Origin of the sequence: Bradyrhizobium sp. 154, assembly GCF_023073875.1 — a bacterium.
Classification (GTDB): domain Bacteria; phylum Pseudomonadota; class Alphaproteobacteria; order Rhizobiales; family Xanthobacteraceae; genus Bradyrhizobium.
This window is the reverse complement of record NZ_JADPKG010000125.1, coordinates 20,901-36,270: the sequence shown is the minus strand read 5'-3', so window position 1 is coordinate 36,270 and position 15,370 is coordinate 20,901. Positions and strand designations below refer to the sequence as shown.

The 15,370-nt window shown below is 63.6% G+C and carries 16 protein-coding genes and 1 pseudogene; 8 read left to right on the top strand and 9 right to left on the bottom strand.

Features of this window, described 5'->3' with window-relative positions:
* Positions 1–105: pseudogene (locus IVA92_RS35530) on the top strand (IS5/IS1182 family transposase); the annotation flags it as partial.
* 118 nt (positions 106–223) lie between these two features.
* Here IVA92_RS35530 and IVA92_RS35525 read toward each other — a convergent pair.
* Positions 224–706 (bottom strand): CinA family protein, encoded by a 483-nt coding sequence (locus IVA92_RS35525; protein ID WP_247278968.1) that lies wholly within the window; start codon positions 704–706, stop codon positions 224–226.
* 178 nt (positions 707–884) lie between these two features.
* Here IVA92_RS35525 and IVA92_RS35520 point away from each other — a divergent pair, with 178 nt between their 5' ends.
* The 3 genes from IVA92_RS35520 to IVA92_RS35510 are packed head-to-tail and all read left to right on the top strand — an operon-like array spanning position 885 to position 3,546.
* Positions 885–1,943 carry an amidohydrolase family protein gene (locus IVA92_RS35520; RefSeq protein WP_247278967.1) on the top strand — a complete coding sequence of 353 codons (1,059 nt, stop codon included), beginning with the start codon at positions 885–887 and terminating at the stop codon, positions 1,941–1,943.
* 24 nt (positions 1,944–1,967) lie between these two features.
* Complete coding sequence (locus IVA92_RS35515) at positions 1,968–3,080, top strand: amidohydrolase family protein (protein WP_247278966.1); 1,113 nt, start codon at positions 1,968–1,970, stop codon at positions 3,078–3,080.
* A 52-nt stretch (positions 3,081–3,132) separates the two neighbouring features.
* Complete coding sequence (locus IVA92_RS35510) at positions 3,133–3,546, top strand: Rieske (2Fe-2S) protein (protein WP_247278965.1); 414 nt, start codon at positions 3,133–3,135, stop codon at positions 3,544–3,546.
* An 83-nt stretch (positions 3,547–3,629) separates the two neighbouring features.
* Here the strand turns inward: IVA92_RS35510 and IVA92_RS35505 are convergent, their stop codons facing one another.
* A complete protein-coding gene (locus IVA92_RS35505) occupies positions 3,630–4,961 on the bottom strand; it encodes an MFS transporter (RefSeq protein WP_247278964.1) in 1,332 nt (443 codons plus the stop codon).
* A 144-nt stretch (positions 4,962–5,105) separates the two neighbouring features.
* Complete coding sequence (locus IVA92_RS35500) at positions 5,106–6,005, bottom strand: transcriptional regulator GcvA (protein ID WP_247278963.1); 900 nt, start codon at positions 6,003–6,005, stop codon at positions 5,106–5,108.
* 110 nt (positions 6,006–6,115) lie between these two features.
* Between IVA92_RS35500 and IVA92_RS35495 the strand changes: the two genes are divergently transcribed.
* Positions 6,116–6,319, top strand: coding sequence for a DUF1127 domain-containing protein (locus IVA92_RS35495; RefSeq protein WP_247278962.1), 204 nt, complete (start codon positions 6,116–6,118; stop codon positions 6,317–6,319).
* 69 nt (positions 6,320–6,388) lie between these two features.
* Positions 6,389–7,012: a GNAT family N-acetyltransferase gene (locus IVA92_RS35490; RefSeq protein WP_247278961.1), complete on the top strand. Its 624-nt coding sequence runs from the start codon at positions 6,389–6,391 to the stop codon at positions 7,010–7,012.
* Between the two features lie 69 nt (positions 7,013–7,081).
* On the opposite strand, the gene IVA92_RS35485 is transcribed toward IVA92_RS35490, so the two are convergent.
* Positions 7,082–7,912 carry an enoyl-CoA hydratase gene (locus tag IVA92_RS35485; protein ID WP_247278960.1) on the bottom strand — a complete coding sequence of 277 codons (831 nt, stop codon included), beginning with the start codon at positions 7,910–7,912 and terminating at the stop codon, positions 7,082–7,084.
* A gap of 161 nt (positions 7,913–8,073) precedes the next feature.
* Positions 8,074–8,775: an SDR family NAD(P)-dependent oxidoreductase gene (locus tag IVA92_RS35480; RefSeq protein ID WP_247278959.1), complete on the bottom strand. Its 702-nt coding sequence runs from the start codon at positions 8,773–8,775 to the stop codon at positions 8,074–8,076.
* Between the two features lie 222 nt (positions 8,776–8,997).
* On the opposite strand from IVA92_RS35480, the gene IVA92_RS35475 reads away from it, so the two are divergent.
* Positions 8,998–10,782: an acyl-CoA dehydrogenase family protein gene (locus IVA92_RS35475; RefSeq protein ID WP_247278958.1), complete on the top strand. Its 1,785-nt coding sequence runs from the start codon at positions 8,998–9,000 to the stop codon at positions 10,780–10,782.
* A gap of 68 nt (positions 10,783–10,850) precedes the next feature.
* A complete protein-coding gene (locus IVA92_RS35470) occupies positions 10,851–11,939 on the top strand; it encodes a Zn-dependent alcohol dehydrogenase (protein ID WP_247278957.1) in 1,089 nt (362 codons plus the stop codon).
* Positions 11,940–12,081: 142 nt separating this feature from the next.
* Here the strand turns inward: IVA92_RS35470 and IVA92_RS35465 are convergent, their stop codons facing one another.
* The 4 genes from IVA92_RS35465 to IVA92_RS35450 all read right to left on the bottom strand — a co-directional run bounded on the left by IVA92_RS35465 (position 12,082) and on the right by IVA92_RS35450 (position 15,356).
* Positions 12,082–12,435, bottom strand: coding sequence for a nuclear transport factor 2 family protein (locus IVA92_RS35465; RefSeq protein WP_247278956.1), 354 nt, complete (start codon positions 12,433–12,435; stop codon positions 12,082–12,084).
* A gap of 164 nt (positions 12,436–12,599) precedes the next feature.
* Positions 12,600–14,072 carry an amidase gene (locus tag IVA92_RS35460; RefSeq protein WP_247278955.1) on the bottom strand — a complete coding sequence of 491 codons (1,473 nt, stop codon included), beginning with the start codon at positions 14,070–14,072 and terminating at the stop codon, positions 12,600–12,602.
* 134 nt (positions 14,073–14,206) lie between these two features.
* The gene (locus tag IVA92_RS35455) at positions 14,207–14,692 is read right to left on the bottom strand and encodes a peroxiredoxin (RefSeq protein ID WP_247278954.1); all 486 of its coding nucleotides are present in this window, start codon (positions 14,690–14,692) and stop codon (positions 14,207–14,209) included.
* 109 nt (positions 14,693–14,801) lie between these two features.
* The gene (locus IVA92_RS35450) at positions 14,802–15,356 is read right to left on the bottom strand and encodes a DUF924 family protein (protein WP_247278953.1); all 555 of its coding nucleotides are present in this window, start codon (positions 15,354–15,356) and stop codon (positions 14,802–14,804) included.
* Positions 15,357–15,370: the final 14 nt, after the last annotated feature.

Here is a 15,370-nt window from a genome sequence, read left to right as displayed (position 1 = left end):
TGCCGGCGCCTCTCCAAAGACTTCGAACGCTCTGCCGCTACCGAGCTCGCTTGGCTGCTCGCCGCCCATCTAAGGCTCCTAATTCGCCGTCTAGCCAGACCTTGATAGCGTCCACGCGCTTTTTGAGTCAGGCTCTGAGGAGATCGCTGGAAGCGGTCGTCTCGAAGGACGAGGCGTGCGCTCAGGCGCCTCCAAAAGTCATATGCGATCGCCCTACCTTGCGTCAGGCTTGCAGCTTCTTCAGCAACAACCTCAGCGCCGCTGCCGCGAACACCTGCATGTTGCCGAACCGGTCGTTGCTGCCCGTCTCCAGCGTCATCACCTCTGCCGTAGGGCCCGCCACCGCCATGCAGCTATGGCCGGCGGCGTCGCCGTAGCGGTTGCCGGTGGGACCGGCGGCGCCGGTTTCGGACAGGCCCCAGTCGCACCCGAAGCGCGTTCGCATCCGCTCGGCAAGCAGTTTCGCGTAGGGCTCCGATGAGGATCGAAAGCCCTTCATGCCGTCGTCCGAAATATCCATCAGCACGCGCCTCGCGTCGCGCGTGTAGACCACGGCCCCACCGAGGAAATACGCGGACGCGCCGGGCACGGCGAGCAGGCTGGCCGAGATCAGGCCACCGGCCGAGGATTCTGCCACCGCAATCGTCTGTTTGCGCGCGATCAGTTTGGCCGCGACCTGTTCCGCAATGCCGACGAGTTCTTTCATGTCCTTCACCTCTGATCCTCGCAACTGTGCTCAGCCTTGCTAGCATAGACGGAAGCATTGGCCGAGTTGCAGGCGGCGGGCAGGCCTGCTTGAATGGCGGAGACAAAGCGGAGCGGCTAGGCGCTGCCCGCGAGAAGACGAGATTAAGAACTCCACAGGGAAACGTGAAGGAGATGTCATGGCGTCCCTGATCGCCGGCGCTGTCGATTGCGACGTGCATCCCGCCGTGCCGCATCTGACCAGTCTGCTGCCGTACCTGAACGATTATTGGCGCGATCAGGTGACGACGCGCGGCATGGTCGATCTCGTCTCGCAATCCTATCCGCAGAACTCGCCGATCGTGGCGCGGCCCGATTGGCGCCCCGAGAAAGGTAAGCCCGGCGAAAGCCTGCAGGATATGCAGCGCCACGTGCTCGATCCTTTCCAGCTCAAGCTCGCCATTTGCAATCCTCTGTACGGCGTGCAGATGGTGTTCTCCGAGGACATGCAGGCGGCCTTCTGCCGCGCACTGAACGACTGGCTCGTGAAGGAGTGGCTCGATCGCGATCCGCGCCTGCGCGGCTCGATCGTGATCCCCACGCAAAGCGTCGAGAAGGCGGTCGCCGAGATCGAGCGCTGCGCGCAAGATCGCCGCTTCGTGCAGGTGCTCATGCTGGTCATGGGCGACATACCGCTCGGCAAGCGTGCGCTGTGGCCGATCTATGAAGCTGCGGAGCGGCTGGAACTCCCGGTCGGCGTCCACGCCGGTTCCGCCTACCACAATCCGCCCACTGCTGTGGGGTGGGGGTCTTATCACATCGAGGATTATGTCGGTCAGGCCCAGGCGTTCCAGACCCAGCTCACCAGCCTGATCGTCGAGGGCGTGTTCGCCAAATATCCGCGGCTGAAAATGGTGATGCTGGAGTCCGGCGTCTCCTGGATTGCCCCCTATCTCTGGCGCCTGCACAAGTTCTGGCGCGGGGTGCGGATGGAGACGCCCTGGGTCGATCGCGCGCCGCTGGAGATTGTGCGCAGCAACATTCGCTTCTCGTTACAGCCCTTTGATGCGCCGCCGGAACCGGAGACATTAATTCGCCTGTTTGATCATATGCAGTCGGACGAATTGGTCCTATTCTCCACGGACTATCCGCACTGGCAGTTTGACGGCCAGGACGCGCTGCCCGAAGGTCTGTCCCCCGATCTCGTGCGCAAGATCATGATCGACAATCCGTATGCGACGTATCCCCGCCTGACTTAGCCCGCTGCCAAAGGAGGCAAGGCGATGAATATCCAGTTTCGCGAAAGTCCAGAAGCTGCTTCCCCACTGACTGCGAAGACCGCGATCGCGGATTGCGACATCCATCCGGCCCGCGCCACCCACACCGAGCTTTATCCCTACCTCGCCAAACGCTGGCAGCATCACCTCGACATCTATGGCGTCCACGCCTATCAGGGCATGATGGAAGGCCCGCCCTATCCGAAGGCCCAGCCCAACGCCTCGCGCCGCGACGCCTATCCGCCGGAAGGCGGCCCGCAGGGCTCTTCGTTGTCTTTCATGCAGAAGCAACTGCTCGACCCCAACAACGTGCAGCTCGGCGTGCTCAATCCGCTCAACACCGGCCAAGGCATCCGCAATCACGAACTCTCGGCCGCACTGTGCTCGGCGATCAACGACTGGCAGATCGACAAATGGACCAGCAAGGACAAGCGCCTAAAGGCCTCGATTGTCGTCGGCAATGAAGATGGGCTGTCGGCCGCCGCCGAAATCCGCGAACGTGCCGGCGACAAGAATTTCGTTCAGGTGCTGCTGCTCAGCCGCAACGTCGAGCCGCTCGGGCAGCGCCGCTACTGGCCGATCTATCAAGCCGCAGAAGAAGCCGGCCTTCCCGTCGGCGTGCACGCCTTCGGCTTCGGCGGCAATCCGATCACGCCGTCGGGCTGGCCTTCTTACTACATCGAGGAGATGGTGGGACATTCGCAGTGCCAGCAATCGGCGCTCGCGAGTCTGGTTTTGGAAGGTGTGTTCGAGCGGTTCCCGAAACTGAAGATGGTGATGATCGAAGCCGGCTTCGGCTGGGCGCCGTCGCTGGCGTGGCGGCTCGACAAGGCTTGGCAGCGGCTGCGCAGTGAGGTGCCACATGTGAAGCGGCCGCCGTCGGAATATATCCGCGAGCAGGTGTGGTGGACAACGCAGCCGATGGAGGACCCGGAGTGCCGCGAGGAGCTGTTCGACGTCATCAACTGGATCGGCTGGGATCGCCTCCTGTTTGCGACCGACTATCCGCATTGGGACTATGATGAGCCCTCGCGCGTGCTGCCGGCCGGCGTCAGCGAAGCCAATCGCGAGGCATTCTATCTAGGCAATGCCAAGAAGCTCTACGGACTAGCCGCATGATCCGAAAAAGTGTGAAGCGGTTTTTCGATAAGATCATGCGGAAAACACAGATATGGCGCGTCATGTGATTGCCGCGGTCGACGAGCTTCCGCCGGGCACGCGAAAATTACTGGAGATCGACGGACGGCCGATCGCGGTGTTCAACGTCAAGGGCGAGTATTTCGGCCTGATGAACCGCTGCCCCCATCAAGGCGCGGCGCTGTGCGAGGGCCCGCTGATCGGCCTCGCGCAATCGAAGGATCCCGGCGAGATCCAATATACGAAACTCGGCGAGATCATCCGCTGCCCCTGGCACGGCTGGGAGTTCGACATCCGCACCGGCCAGTCCTATTGCGATCCTCGCCGCTTCCGCGTGAAGGCCTATCCGGCCCATGTCGAGCCGGGCGCGACCGTGGTGAAGGGGCCGTATGTCGCGGAGACTATCCCGGTGAAGGTCGAGAGCGACTACGTGGTGGTGGAATTGTAGCTCGAACTGCAACCGCAGCGGAGACGTGCTCCTTCGCCCCGTTTTTACGGGAGAGGTGAAGGAGCGTGCCTCCGGAGTGACCGTCAGTGTCCCGCCACTGGCTCCGGCACCGCATCGTATGTCGGTACTGCCTTGCCGCCGCCGCGATACACCGTCGACGCCGCGATGATGCCGAGGAGGGCTGCGAAGATCAGCCAGAAGCCGGGCGAAGCCTTGTCGCCGGTCCGCTCGATCAACCAGGTCGAAGCGAGCGGCGTGAAGGTGCCGAACAGCGCGGCGGCGAGCGCGAACGCAAGCGAGAAGCAGGTGGTGCGCACATGCGCCGGCACGATCTCGACGAGAGCACCGAGCATGGTGCCGCTGTAGACGCCGAAATAGAACGAAAACATCATCTCAACCGCGAGCAGCTTGCCGAAAGTCGGCGCCGCCACCAGCCAGTGCAGCGCAGGATAGGCGGTGACGAGCGAGAGGCCGGCGATGGCGAGCAGCACCGGCTTGCGGCCGATGCGATCGGACAGCGCACCGCCGACCGGATTCCAGATGAAGTTGGTGACTGCCACGAGCAGCGTGACCAGCAACGCGTCCTGTGTCGACAGCTTTAGCACGGTCTTGCCGAAGGTCGGCGTGTAGACCGTGACGAAATAGAACGTCGTGGTGGTCAGGATCGCGATCATCATGCCGAGCATGACGATGCGCCAGTTGGCGAGCGCGGAGGCGAACACCTCGCTGGCCGTCGGGTGCTTCTTCATGGCGAGGAAGGCTGGCGTCTCCTCCAGCGTCCGCCGCAGGACGAAGATCAGCGGAATGATCAGGCAGCCGACAAAGAAGGGAATGCGCCAGCCCCAAGCGGCGACGGTGTCGGCCGGCATCATTTCGGAGAGGATAAAGCCGAGGATCGAAGCCACGAAGATCGCGACCTGCTGGCTCGACGATTGGAACGAGGTGTAGAAGCCGCGATTGCCGGGCGTTGCGATTTCCGCAAGATACACCGACACGCCGCCGAGCTCGACTCCGGCGGAGAAGCCTTGCAGCAGGCGGCCGATCAGCACGATGACGGGCGCCGCGATACCGATCGTCGCGTAGCTCGGGCAGAACGCGATGACGACGGTGCCGAAGGCCATGATGCCGAGCGTGACGATCAGGCCCTGGCGGCGGCCGATGCGGTCGATGTATGCGCCGAGCACGATCGCGCCGACGGGGCGCATCAAGGCGCCGAGCCAGAACACGCCGAAGGTGTTGAGCAGCGACGCCGTTTCATCGCCGGAGGGAAAGAACGCCTTGCCGATCGCGGCGGCGTAGAAACCGAACAGGAAAAAGTCGAACTGCTCGAGGAAATTGCCGGAGGTGGCACGCAGGATTGCGCCGATCCGCGACTTGATTGCGGGTGGATTGGTCGATGCGGCTGATCCAGCCATTGCGGTCTCCCCTTGGAAAAGCGTGGCCGGCCGGAACTCGTCTTCACGGCAAGGCGACAGATTGATGCTGCGACAATCTGTCATACCCCTTCCCGCAGGGTGGGAGGCGAGTCAATCGGTTTTGCCGGGGAAGCTGATGATTTTTCAGGCCTTGTTTTGCGTTGCGGCGATCATCCAGTCCCGGAACGCGGTCAATTTCGGCGCTTCGCGGCGGCCCTCCGGCGAGACCAGGTAGAAGCCGGCATCGGCCGGCAGCGCGATCTTGAAGGGCACCACGAGGCGGCCCTTGGCGATGTCGTCCTGAACGTAGGAGGTCCGGCCCATCGCGACGCCGATGCCGTCGATCGCGGCCTGGATGGTCATGAAGATCATGTCGAAAGTGATACCAGGCTGCCTGGCGATATCGGCTGGCAGGCCCGCCGCCGTCAGCCACAGCCGCCAGTCGTCGCTGTTGGCGTTCGAGGTGTGCAGCAGCGAATGGTTTCGCAGGTCTTCGGGGCGGCGTAGCGGCTTGTCGCCGCGCAGCAGGGAGGGACTGCACACCGGAAACAGCTCGTCCGCCATCAGCCAATCGGCGCGCAAGCCCGGCCACTGGCCGCGGCCGTAGCGGATCGCGGCATCGACGTCGTCGCGCTGGAAGTCGACAAGACTGGTCGAGGTGGTGATACGGACGTCGATACCGGGGTGCTGCTCCTGGAAATCGGTCAGCCGTGGCAGCAGCCATTTGGCGGCAAGCGAAGCCAGCGTCGACACGGTCAGCACCTTGTCGTCGTCCTTGCGCAGCAACCGGTCGGTGGCGAGCCGGAGATCGTTGAAGGCAGCGCGGACGCCCGGCAAATAGTCACGCGCTTCCGGCGTCAGCGTCAGCGCGCGGTTCTGCCGGACGAACAGGCGGATGCCGAGTTCCTCCTCCAGCCTTCGGATCTGATGGCTGATCGCGGTCTGGGTCACGTTCAGTTCGGTCGCCGCCAGCGTGAAACTGAGATGGCGCGCGGCGGCCTCGAACGCTCGCAATCCGTTCAGGGATGGCAATCTGGCAGTCATTTGGCAGCAGGGTGCATGACGTTATTTCATGCGAAAAGGTACAAATTGTCGTTTGTCGCGGCGCAGCAGCAAGCAGATATTAGCGGTCAGGTTAGCTCCAGGAGCTGAAGATGTCTACCTTGACCCAAAATTCGATGACAAATCATCATGCGCCGAGCCTGATTCACCAGATCGGCGACACCCTCCATATCTGGCACGAACGCTACCGGACCCGGCGCGAACTCACCAACTGGACTGCGCGTGATCTGCAGGACGTCGGCCTGACTTGGAGCGATGTGGCTTATGAAGCCGACAAACCCTTCTGGCGGGCCTGATCGGCCGCCAGGCCGGCGCCGCCTGATCACAGGGGCGCCGGCGGTCCCTTTCCCTTTGCGGCATGTGTCATGAGTACGCTTCGTCTGGAAGACCTGAGGCAATATTCCGATACGCTGCGCACCCGGGAAGGTGAGACGTTCAAGCTTCGCTTCGTCGAGCCGCGCGACACTGAGGAGCTCCAGCACTATTTCCGGTCGCTCTCGACGCGGTCCCGCTACAACCGTTTCTTCGGCGCGATCAGCGAATTACCGAAGGGGCTCCTGCACGATTTCCTCGATGTCGGAGAGCGCGAGCGCTTCACCGTGGTCGCGACCATGATGGTCGACGGCTTCGAGACTATCGTCGCCGAAATGCGCTATGCGCTCCATGCCGAGACCGCAGCGGTCGAGTTCGGCCTGTCGGTCGACGACCGCTGGCACGGTCACGGGATCGCCACTGCGCTTCTGAAGAACCTGGAATGCCGCGCCGCTGCGCTGGGCGCCGAGCACATCTTTGGCGAAACGCTGCGCTCCAACGAAACCATGATCTCGCTCGCCCGCAAATCCGGCTTCGCTTTCGTCAATCATCCCGACGACTGGAAGCTGGTGCGCTTCGACAAGAAGATCGCGGTCGCACCGAAAGACATTCCCTGTGCGAGCTGGCGCCTCGCCGCTCTTTCCCGTCAGGCCGACAGCCCCTCAGCCTCGGCTTGATACACTCCGAGCCCGGCCTGGCGAAGCCAGAGCCGGGCATTTTTTTGCCTTCACGCAGTCTCCTTCGGCCTACTTCCCCGTGAACACCGCCTTGCGCTTCTCGATGAAGGCCTGCACGGCCTCCTTGTGATCGGCGGTCGCGGTGAGGCGCACCAGCCGCTCGGCCTCGTGGTCGCGCGCGGTCTCGAAGTCGAAGAGCAGGGCCTCGTCGAGATTGTCCTTCATGTAGCGCAGCGCGAGGCGAGGGCCTTCGGCGAGCGATTTGGCCAGCGCGAAAGCCTCGGCTTGCAGCAAGTCGTCGGGCACGACGCGATTGACGAGGCCGATCGCCTCGCAACGCGCGGCATCGACGCGATCGCCGGTGAACATCAATTCGCGTGCCCGCGCGGTGCCGACTAGCCGGGTCAGCAGCCAGGCGATGCCGTAATCACCGCTGAGCGCGATGCGGGCGTAGCCGGTGACAACGAACGCAGATTGCGCGGCGATGCGGATGTCGCAGGCCATGGCGATGGCAAGCCCGGCGCCGACTGCGGGGCCGGGTAGGGCGGCGATGGTGGGCTTGCGCACCGACACCAGCGCGCCGGTGAGCAGGCGCTGCCGCTCCTGGAGATCGGCGATGCGATCCTCAAGCGACATCTCCAGCTTCTTTGAATCGCGATGCGCACCCATGCCCTTGACGTTGCCGCCGGCGCAGAACGCTTCGCCTGCGCCGGTGAGCAGCAGTGCGCCGACATCAGGGTTCTCGCCGCAGCTCCGGATCATCGTGCGCAGCGCCGGCGTTAACGTATCGGACAGCGAGTTGCGCGCCTCCGGCCGGTTCAGCGTGATGACAGCGACGCGCTCGCGGATGACGCAGAGCAGCTCGTTGGTACCGGTATCGATGGTGGTTTCCGTGGTCATGTCGCTCCCTCTCTTCGTCATGGCGAGCAGCCCGCGACAAATTGCGAAGCAAGTCTGCGCTGGCGACGAAGCAATCCAGTTTGTCTCCGCGAAGATATCTCGATTGCTTCGCTTCGCTCGCAATGACGATTGTTGTGACGTTATTGCCTCAAAACAGCGCCTCAAAACGTCTCAACCCATGGCCGCAGCTCCAGCTCCCAGCTCCAGGCGCTGCGCGGCTGCTGCAACACGTTCCAATAGCTCTGCGCGATGGCGTCAGGGTCGAGCATCGAGTCCGGCTTGTCGGCCGGCTCGGTCCGCGTCGCGCTGCGGATAGCGCCGTCGATGACGAAATGCGCGACATGGATGCCCTGCGGCGACAATTCGCGCGCCATGCTCTGTGCGAGACCGCGCAGCGCGAACTTGCCCATCGCAAACGATGCCGACTGCGCATAGCCCTTGACGCTGGCGGAGGCGCCGGTGAACAGGATCGCGCCGTGCCTGTTCGGCAGCATACGCTTGGCCGCCTGTTGCGCCACCAGGAAGCCGCCATAAGCGCTGACCGCGATAGCGTGCGCGACATCGGCAGGGACCAGATCGACGAGCGGTCCGCGCGTGCGCCCGCTGGCGTTGTAGACGACGAGATCGGGCGTGCCGATCTCGCGCTCGACCAGGCCGAACAATCGCTCAACCTCCTCTGGCTCCGTGGCGTTGCAGGCATAGGCTTTGGCCCCGGTCTCGGTGCAGAGCGCGCCCAGCTTCTCGATCTTGCGCGCGGCAAGGGCGACGCGGATGTTCTGGGCCGCAAGGAGCCTTGCCAGCGAGGCGCTCAATCCTTCGCCGGCGCCGACAATGAGCGCGATCCTGTATTTTGGGTGTTCCATGGCGTGATCTCTCGCAGACAAGGAGCCGTTGATCTAAGCATGGTCTGCGCGGACGACCAGCCGGGGGCGGTCACAATTCCGCAGAGTGAATTGCTCCCTCACGGCGATCATGCCTCCCTGACGATTTGCGGCTTTATCCGCATTCGCCTCTGGAGCATGATCGACATCATCCCAAGCGGCAAGCGCAAAAAATTGCCGGCGGGCGGAAACGAGAGGACGATCATGCACAAGCCCATCCCAGCGCCGCCAACACGTATCGCGGTCGAGCCGTCCGGCCTGCTGGCACCCGATACCACTGGCATGAATTTCTACCGCGCCGATCCCGGACTGACGGACCTCTTGCGCATCCATCTGCCGGACACGCTGTTCCGCCATATCGAGCCGCATCTCGATCGCCTCGGCGAACTCGCCGGCGGCCAGCTCGACGAATGCGCGCGGCTTGCCGACCGGCACACGCCCATCCTGCATCAGCGCGACAAGTTCGGCCGCGACATACAATGGATCGAGTATCATCCGGCCTATCGCGAGCTGGAGAAGGCCGCGTTCGGCGAATTCGGCATCCACGCGCTCTCGATCCGCAAGGGCATCATGGGCTGGCCGGACAAATATCCCGTGGTGGCCAAGCACGCCTTCACCTTCCTGTTCAACCAGACCGAATTCGGCATGGGCTGCCCGATCAACGTCACCGACGGCTGCGCAAAACTGTTGGCGAATTTCGGCAGTGAAGCGCTGAAGGCGAAATATCTGGATGGCCTGACCCAGACCGACATGAGCAAGCTGACCCAGGGCGGCCAGTTCATGACCGAGAAAGAAGGCGGCTCCGACGTCGGCACGCTGACGACCCGCGCGGTGCAGGAAGGCGACCATTGGCGCCTCTACGGCGAAAAATGGTTCTGCTCGAACGCCGACGCCAAGATCGTGATGCTGCTGGCGCGTCCTGAAGGCGCCGGCCCGGGCACGCGCGGCGTAGGCCTGTTCTTGATGCCGCGCTTCCTCGACGACGGCTCGCAAAACAGCTACCGGATCGTGCGTCTCAAGGACAAGCTCGGCACCCGCTCGATGGCTTCGGGCGAGATCAAGCTCGAAGGCGCGATCGCCTACGCAGTGGGCAAGCTCGACCGTGGGTTCGTGCAGATGGCCGAGATGGTGAACTCGTCGCGGCTCTCAAATGGTGTCAAATCCACCGCGCTGATGCGCCGGGCCTATCACGACGCGCTTGCCGTCGCGAAGAACCGCGTCGTGTTCGGCAATCGCATCATCGACCTGCCGCTCGGTCGCCGGCAGATGCTGAAAATCATGCTGCCGGTCGAGCAAGCGCTGTCGATGAGCTTCCTCACCGCCGACGCGCTCGACCGCGCCGAAGCCGGCAGCCAGGATGCGGCGGCGCTCTTGCGCATTCTCACGCCGACGCTGAAGTTCCGCGCCACGCGCGACGCGCGAAAGGTCTGCGGCGATGCGCTCGAGATGCGCGGCGGCATCGGCTATATCGAGGAATTCGCCACCGCGCGCCTGCTGCGCGATGCGCATCTCGGCTCGGTCTGGGAAGGCACCGGCAACATTGTCGCGATCGATGCGCTGCGGCGCGCGGTCGGCCGTCATGGCGCGGAGTCCGCGCTCGCGGCCGATCTGCATGCCCGGCTCGACGACAGCGCCTCCGTGCCACAGGCCTGGCGCGATAATCTGCGCCGCCTCACCGATCGCGCCGTCGGCTTCGCACGAGAGGTCGCGGCCAAGGTCGAATACGAGGCCGATGCGCGGCGCGCCACCAGCCTGCTCTATCATGTCGCGAGCGCCGTCGCGCTCGCCTGGGAATCGCATCGCATCCACGACATGCGCGGCGACGCGCGCCGGCTGCTGCTGTCGCGGCTCGTGATCGACCATCGCGTCCTGCCGAGCGATCCGTTCCGGCTGACGGAAAATCCAGTGCAGCAGAAGATCGCCGCGCTGCTGCTCGGCGATCGCGACGCCACCATGAGTGAGGTTGGCGAACTGTTTCTGGCGGCGTAGGCTCCTTTCACCTCTCCCATAGGGAGAGGTGAGGAATGCACTCAACGAAACAGCATGAGGAAACACCGATGAAGGCCGCCGTCCTCTATGAAGTCAATCAGCCGCTCGTCATCGAGGACATCAGCCTGCCGAAGCCTGGCCCGCGCGAGGTCCTGATCCGCACCGCAGTCGCCGGGCTCTGTCATTCCGATCTGCACTTCATGGAAGGCCTCTATCCGCATCCGCTACCTGCGGTGCTTGGGCACGAGTCCGCCGGCGTGGTCGAACAGGTCGGCTCCGACGTCACTTACGTCAAGCCGGGCGATCACGTCGTCACCTGCCTCTCGGTCTTCTGCGGCACTTGCGACAATTGCACGACGGGGCGCACCGTGCTCTGCACCGACACGACGGTGAAGATGCTGCCGGGCGTCTCCGACCGGATGCAGTGGGCGAAGCCTGAGAAGCTGCACCAGTTTCTCAACCTCTCGTCGTTCGCTGAGCAGATGCTGGTGCACGAGAACGCGATCGTCAAAATCCGGAAGGAAATGCCGCTCGATCTCGCCGCGCTGATCGGCTGCGGCGTGATCACCGGCTACGGCGCGGTGGTGAACACGGCAAAGGTGACGGCCGGCGAGACCGTGGCGGTGATCGGCTGCGGCGGCGTCGGCATGGCCGCGATCAACGGCGCGCAGATCGCCGGCGCCGGCCGCATCATCGCCATCGACACCAATCCGGCCAAGCTGCAGCTCGCGACCAAGCTGGGCGCGACCGACATCATCAATCCCGCCGATGGTGACGTCGTGAAGCAGGTGCGCGATCTCACCAATGGCGGCGTGCATCATTCCTTCGAGGTGCTCGGCCGCAAGGAAACCGCCGAGCAGGCGTTCGGCATGCTTGCCTCCGGCGGCACCGCTACCATCGTCGGCATGATCCCGTTCGGACAGAAGATCGAGCTGCACGGCTTCGACTTCCTGCGCGAGCGCAAGATCCAGGGCTCCTCGATGGGCTCCAACCATTTCCGCGTCGACATGCCACGCCTGGTCGACTTCTACCTGCGCGGCCGGCTGCACCTGGAGGACTGGATCTCGGCCAAGCTGAAGCTAAGCGAGATCAACGAGGGCTTTGCCAACATGAAAGCCGGCAAGACGCTGCGCAGCGTGATCGTGTTCGATAGCTGACACAACGACTGTGTCATCGCCCGGCCTTGACCGCGCGATCCAACACCCGCGGCGGAACTTGCGTGAACGACCGCCGCGGAGTAGCGGATGCTCCGCCTTCGCGGGGCATGACAGCGCTGAGGATGCCGGCTGTGTGCCCAACTCAGCGTGACACGTGCGCCGACACCGCCAGCCACTTGCCGTTCTGCTTCGCCCAACAATCGGTATATCGTCCGGTAGCATACTGGCCGTCCGCCATGGTGTAGCTCGTCTCGGCGTGGATGATGGCGAAATCGCCCATGATGCGGATGATGACGTCATGCGCGTGCAAATTGCGGATCGCGATCGGCCGCGCCGTCTGTTCCAGGAAGGCTGTGCGATCGACCAGCGTCTTGTCGGGATTGGAGCAGTAGAACTCCGGCGCCAGGATCTCGTCGAAGCGCTTGACGTCGCAGTTCTGGACCGAAGCGACATAGTCGCGGTTGAGCGCGGTGAGCTGTTCGAGATCGTTGCTCATGACCTCTCTCTCCTGCCATCCGAGATGCCCGTAGCGCTAGCCCCGGAATCTCGATGTTGTTTTTCCGCCGTCATTGCGAGCGAAGAGAAGCAATTCAGAAATGTCTCTGCGGGTACAGTCTGGATTGCTTCGTCGCAAGAGCTCCTCGCAATGACGGAAAGCGACTAGTCATTGAACAAAGGCGGCGGCACGAACCCGCCGAACTCGCGCTCGATCAGCTCGGCGAGCTTCAGCGGCGTGCGATCCTCGAGGAAAGGCCCGATGATCTGCACGCCCACCGGCAGGCCGTCCTTCGACAGGCCGAGCGGAATGGCCGTTGCGGGCAAGCCCGTCAGTGTGGCGATGCCGGGCCAGGCAAGCTGGTCCGGATAGGCAAAGTCCTTGCCGTCGATATTGATCCGGCGCGTCTCCTGCTGGGGCGAATGATCATGCGGATAGGCCGCCGTCGGCATGATCGGACAGATCACCGCATCGAATGTCCGGAACAATTGCCGCCATTGCGCGCGCAGCCCGGCGCGGGCGCCCTCGTCGAACACCCAGGCCTGGTGCGTGCAGGTCATGCCGCGCAGCCGTTCGGCGGCAAGGCTCTTGTCCTCTGGTGAGAGCTGTGCCGCTCCGGCACGTGCGCCGGCGAGAATGTCCGGCGAAAAGAAGGCGCCGAGAAAGCTCATCAGCATGCGCATGTAGAGGCGCGAGGCTTCCGTAAAATCGGGAAACAGCGGACTCTCACGTGCGACGCTGGCGCCCATGCTCGCCAATTGCCCCGCCAGCTTGTCGATCGCGCCGCGAATGTCGGCATTCGCGGGCAGCAACGGGTGACTGTCAATCACGAGCACACGGAAATCCTTCAGCGTGTGATGTCGCGCCTCCGGCAACGCAAGCCTGTATCCGATCCCGAGGTCCAGCGGATCGGGGCCTGCCATCACTTCCAGGAGCAGAGGCAGATCGGCCGCACTCCGCGCCATCGGACCGATCACCGCCATGTCGCGCTCCATCGGGATGGCGGGAAATGGCGGCGGCGTATGGCCGCGCGTCGGGCAGAGATTGTAGGTCGGCTTGTGCGCATAGACCCCGCAATGGAAGGCGGGCACCCGCAGCGAGCCGCCGATGTCGGAGCCGAGCGAGAGCGGTCCATAGCCGGCCGCCAGCGCCGCAGACGAGCCGCCCGATGAGCCGCCGGGGGTGCGGCCGACATCGAACGGATTGTTCGTGACACCATAGATGTCGTTGTAGCTCTGCCAATCCCCCAAGCCGACGGGAACGTTGGTCTTGCCGAGGATGATGCCGCCGGCGTTTTTAACCCGGGTGATCGACAGTGCATCTTCCGCCGGCTTGAAATCCTTCTGCGCGGTCCAGCCCCACGTCGTGGGCAGGCCGGCGACGTTGAAGGATTCCTTCACCGTGACGGGCAGGCCCAGCAGCGGTTTTCGTTCGCCGCGCGCCAATGCGGCGTCCGCCTCGCGCGCCGCAACAAGCGCGCGATCAAAATCGCGCACGCAAATTGCGTTGATCTTGCCGTCGTGACGTTCGATGCGGTCGATCGCGTCCCGGGTGAGCTCGACCGCGGAGACCTTCTTGGCGGTCAACGCGCTCGACAGCTCGACTGCGCTCTTGAAACTCCATTGCGATTTGGCCAAGGCATGCTCCTGTTCTTATTTTCGGAGGATGATGCGCAGTTTGGCCCAATGCCGCAACGGCTGTTTGATCGCGGTTGACGCTGTCATGCCCGCCGTGGCGGGGCATGACAGCATCAGATAAGGCTGAAAGGGCCTTACAGCTGACCGAGCAGCGTATCGCCGCCGGAGACCTCGACCTTGCCGGGCATAGCCTCGAGATTCAGCTTCTTCACCACGCCGTCCTCGACCAGCATCGAATAGCGCTTGGAGCGGATGCCGAGGCCGTTGGCCGAGGCGTCCAGCTCCATGCCGATCGCCTTGGTGAAATCGGCATTGCCGTCGGCGAGGAAGATGGCCTCGTCGCGCTGATCGGTGTCGCGCTTCCAGGCGTTCATGACGAAGGCATCGTTGACGGAGACGATGGCGATGGTGTCGACGCCCTTGTCCTTGATGGCGTACGCGTTGAGGAAGATGCTCGGCAGATGCATCTTGTGGCAGGTGCCGGTATACGCGCCGGGCACCGCGAACAGCGCCACCTTCTTGCCCTTGAAGATATCGTCGGTGGTCTTCACCTGCGGACCTTCCGCCGTCATCACACGGAATTTCGCCTCGGGCAGCTTGTCGCCAACTTGGATGGTCATCGTCAGTCTCCCTGAATATCGGTCCCGCCTTTTAGACCGTGGCGCGGGCCTGCACAATATTTGCGGGCGGCGGAAGCGCCGAGGCCCCCGGTCGTTCACCGTGATGTCATCAGCCTGCAAAACCGCCGCCGTCGAGGAAGGCCTGCTCTTCCACAGTCGTGTCACGGCCGAGAAGGCGATTGCGGTGGGGGAAGCGGCCGAAACGCTGGATGATGTCGGCGTGCTCGCGAGCGTATTTCAGGTTCTCGGCATTGTCGGTGTTTTGAAACAGCGCAACGCAATGCAGCTGGTCGCTCAGGTGCTCGGAATGCATGAAGGGCAGATAGAGGAATTCGAGCAGGATGGGATCGACCTTGCGATCTGTGCCCCTTTCGATGGCGCGGCGGGCAACATCGCGCGCAAGCGTATCGCTGGCAAAGGCTTGCGGCGTGCCGCGGAACATGTTGCGGGGGAACTGGTCGAGCACGATGACCAGCGCGAGCGCGCCCTCGTCACTCGTCTCCCATGATGCGAGCTCACCGGCGGCCGCCTTCTGCCACAGGCCGAGAAAGCGGCGCCTGACCTCTGCGTCGAAAGCGTTGTTGCGCTCATACCAGCGCTCGCGGCCGGCCTCGCGCCAGAAGGCGAGAACGTCGGATGGCGTGATGTCGCCGACCTCCAGCATGAATGAAAGCGGCC

What these genes read in the sequence shown, in the direction of transcription:
- IVA92_RS35525 (WP_247278968.1), bottom strand. Translation starts at nt 706, where the DNA reads ATGAAAGAACTCGTCGGCATTGCGGAACAGGTCGCGGCCAAACTGATC.
- IVA92_RS35520 (WP_247278967.1), top strand. Translation starts at nt 885, where the DNA reads ATGGCGTCCCTGATCGCCGGCGCTGTCGATTGCGACGTGCATCCCGCC.
- IVA92_RS35515 (WP_247278966.1), top strand. Translation starts at nt 1,968, where the DNA reads ATGAATATCCAGTTTCGCGAAAGTCCAGAAGCTGCTTCCCCACTGACT.
- IVA92_RS35510 (WP_247278965.1), top strand. Translation starts at nt 3,133, where the DNA reads ATGGCGCGTCATGTGATTGCCGCGGTCGACGAGCTTCCGCCGGGCACG.
- IVA92_RS35505 (WP_247278964.1), bottom strand. Translation starts at nt 4,961, where the DNA reads ATGGCTGGATCAGCCGCATCGACCAATCCACCCGCAATCAAGTCGCGG.
- IVA92_RS35500 (WP_247278963.1), bottom strand. Translation starts at nt 6,005, where the DNA reads ATGACTGCCAGATTGCCATCCCTGAACGGATTGCGAGCGTTCGAGGCC.
- IVA92_RS35495 (WP_247278962.1), top strand. Translation starts at nt 6,116, where the DNA reads ATGTCTACCTTGACCCAAAATTCGATGACAAATCATCATGCGCCGAGC.
- IVA92_RS35490 (WP_247278961.1), top strand. Translation starts at nt 6,389, where the DNA reads ATGAGTACGCTTCGTCTGGAAGACCTGAGGCAATATTCCGATACGCTG.
- IVA92_RS35485 (WP_247278960.1), bottom strand. Translation starts at nt 7,912, where the DNA reads ATGACCACGGAAACCACCATCGATACCGGTACCAACGAGCTGCTCTGC.
- IVA92_RS35480 (WP_247278959.1), bottom strand. Translation starts at nt 8,775, where the DNA reads ATGGAACACCCAAAATACAGGATCGCGCTCATTGTCGGCGCCGGCGAA.
- IVA92_RS35475 (WP_247278958.1), top strand. Translation starts at nt 8,998, where the DNA reads ATGCACAAGCCCATCCCAGCGCCGCCAACACGTATCGCGGTCGAGCCG.
- IVA92_RS35470 (WP_247278957.1), top strand. Translation starts at nt 10,851, where the DNA reads ATGAAGGCCGCCGTCCTCTATGAAGTCAATCAGCCGCTCGTCATCGAG.
- IVA92_RS35465 (WP_247278956.1), bottom strand. Translation starts at nt 12,435, where the DNA reads ATGAGCAACGATCTCGAACAGCTCACCGCGCTCAACCGCGACTATGTC.
- IVA92_RS35455 (WP_247278954.1), bottom strand. Translation starts at nt 14,692, where the DNA reads ATGACCATCCAAGTTGGCGACAAGCTGCCCGAGGCGAAATTCCGTGTG.
- IVA92_RS35450 (WP_247278953.1), bottom strand. Translation starts at nt 15,356, where the DNA reads ATGCTGGAGGTCGGCGACATCACGCCATCCGACGTTCTCGCCTTCTGG.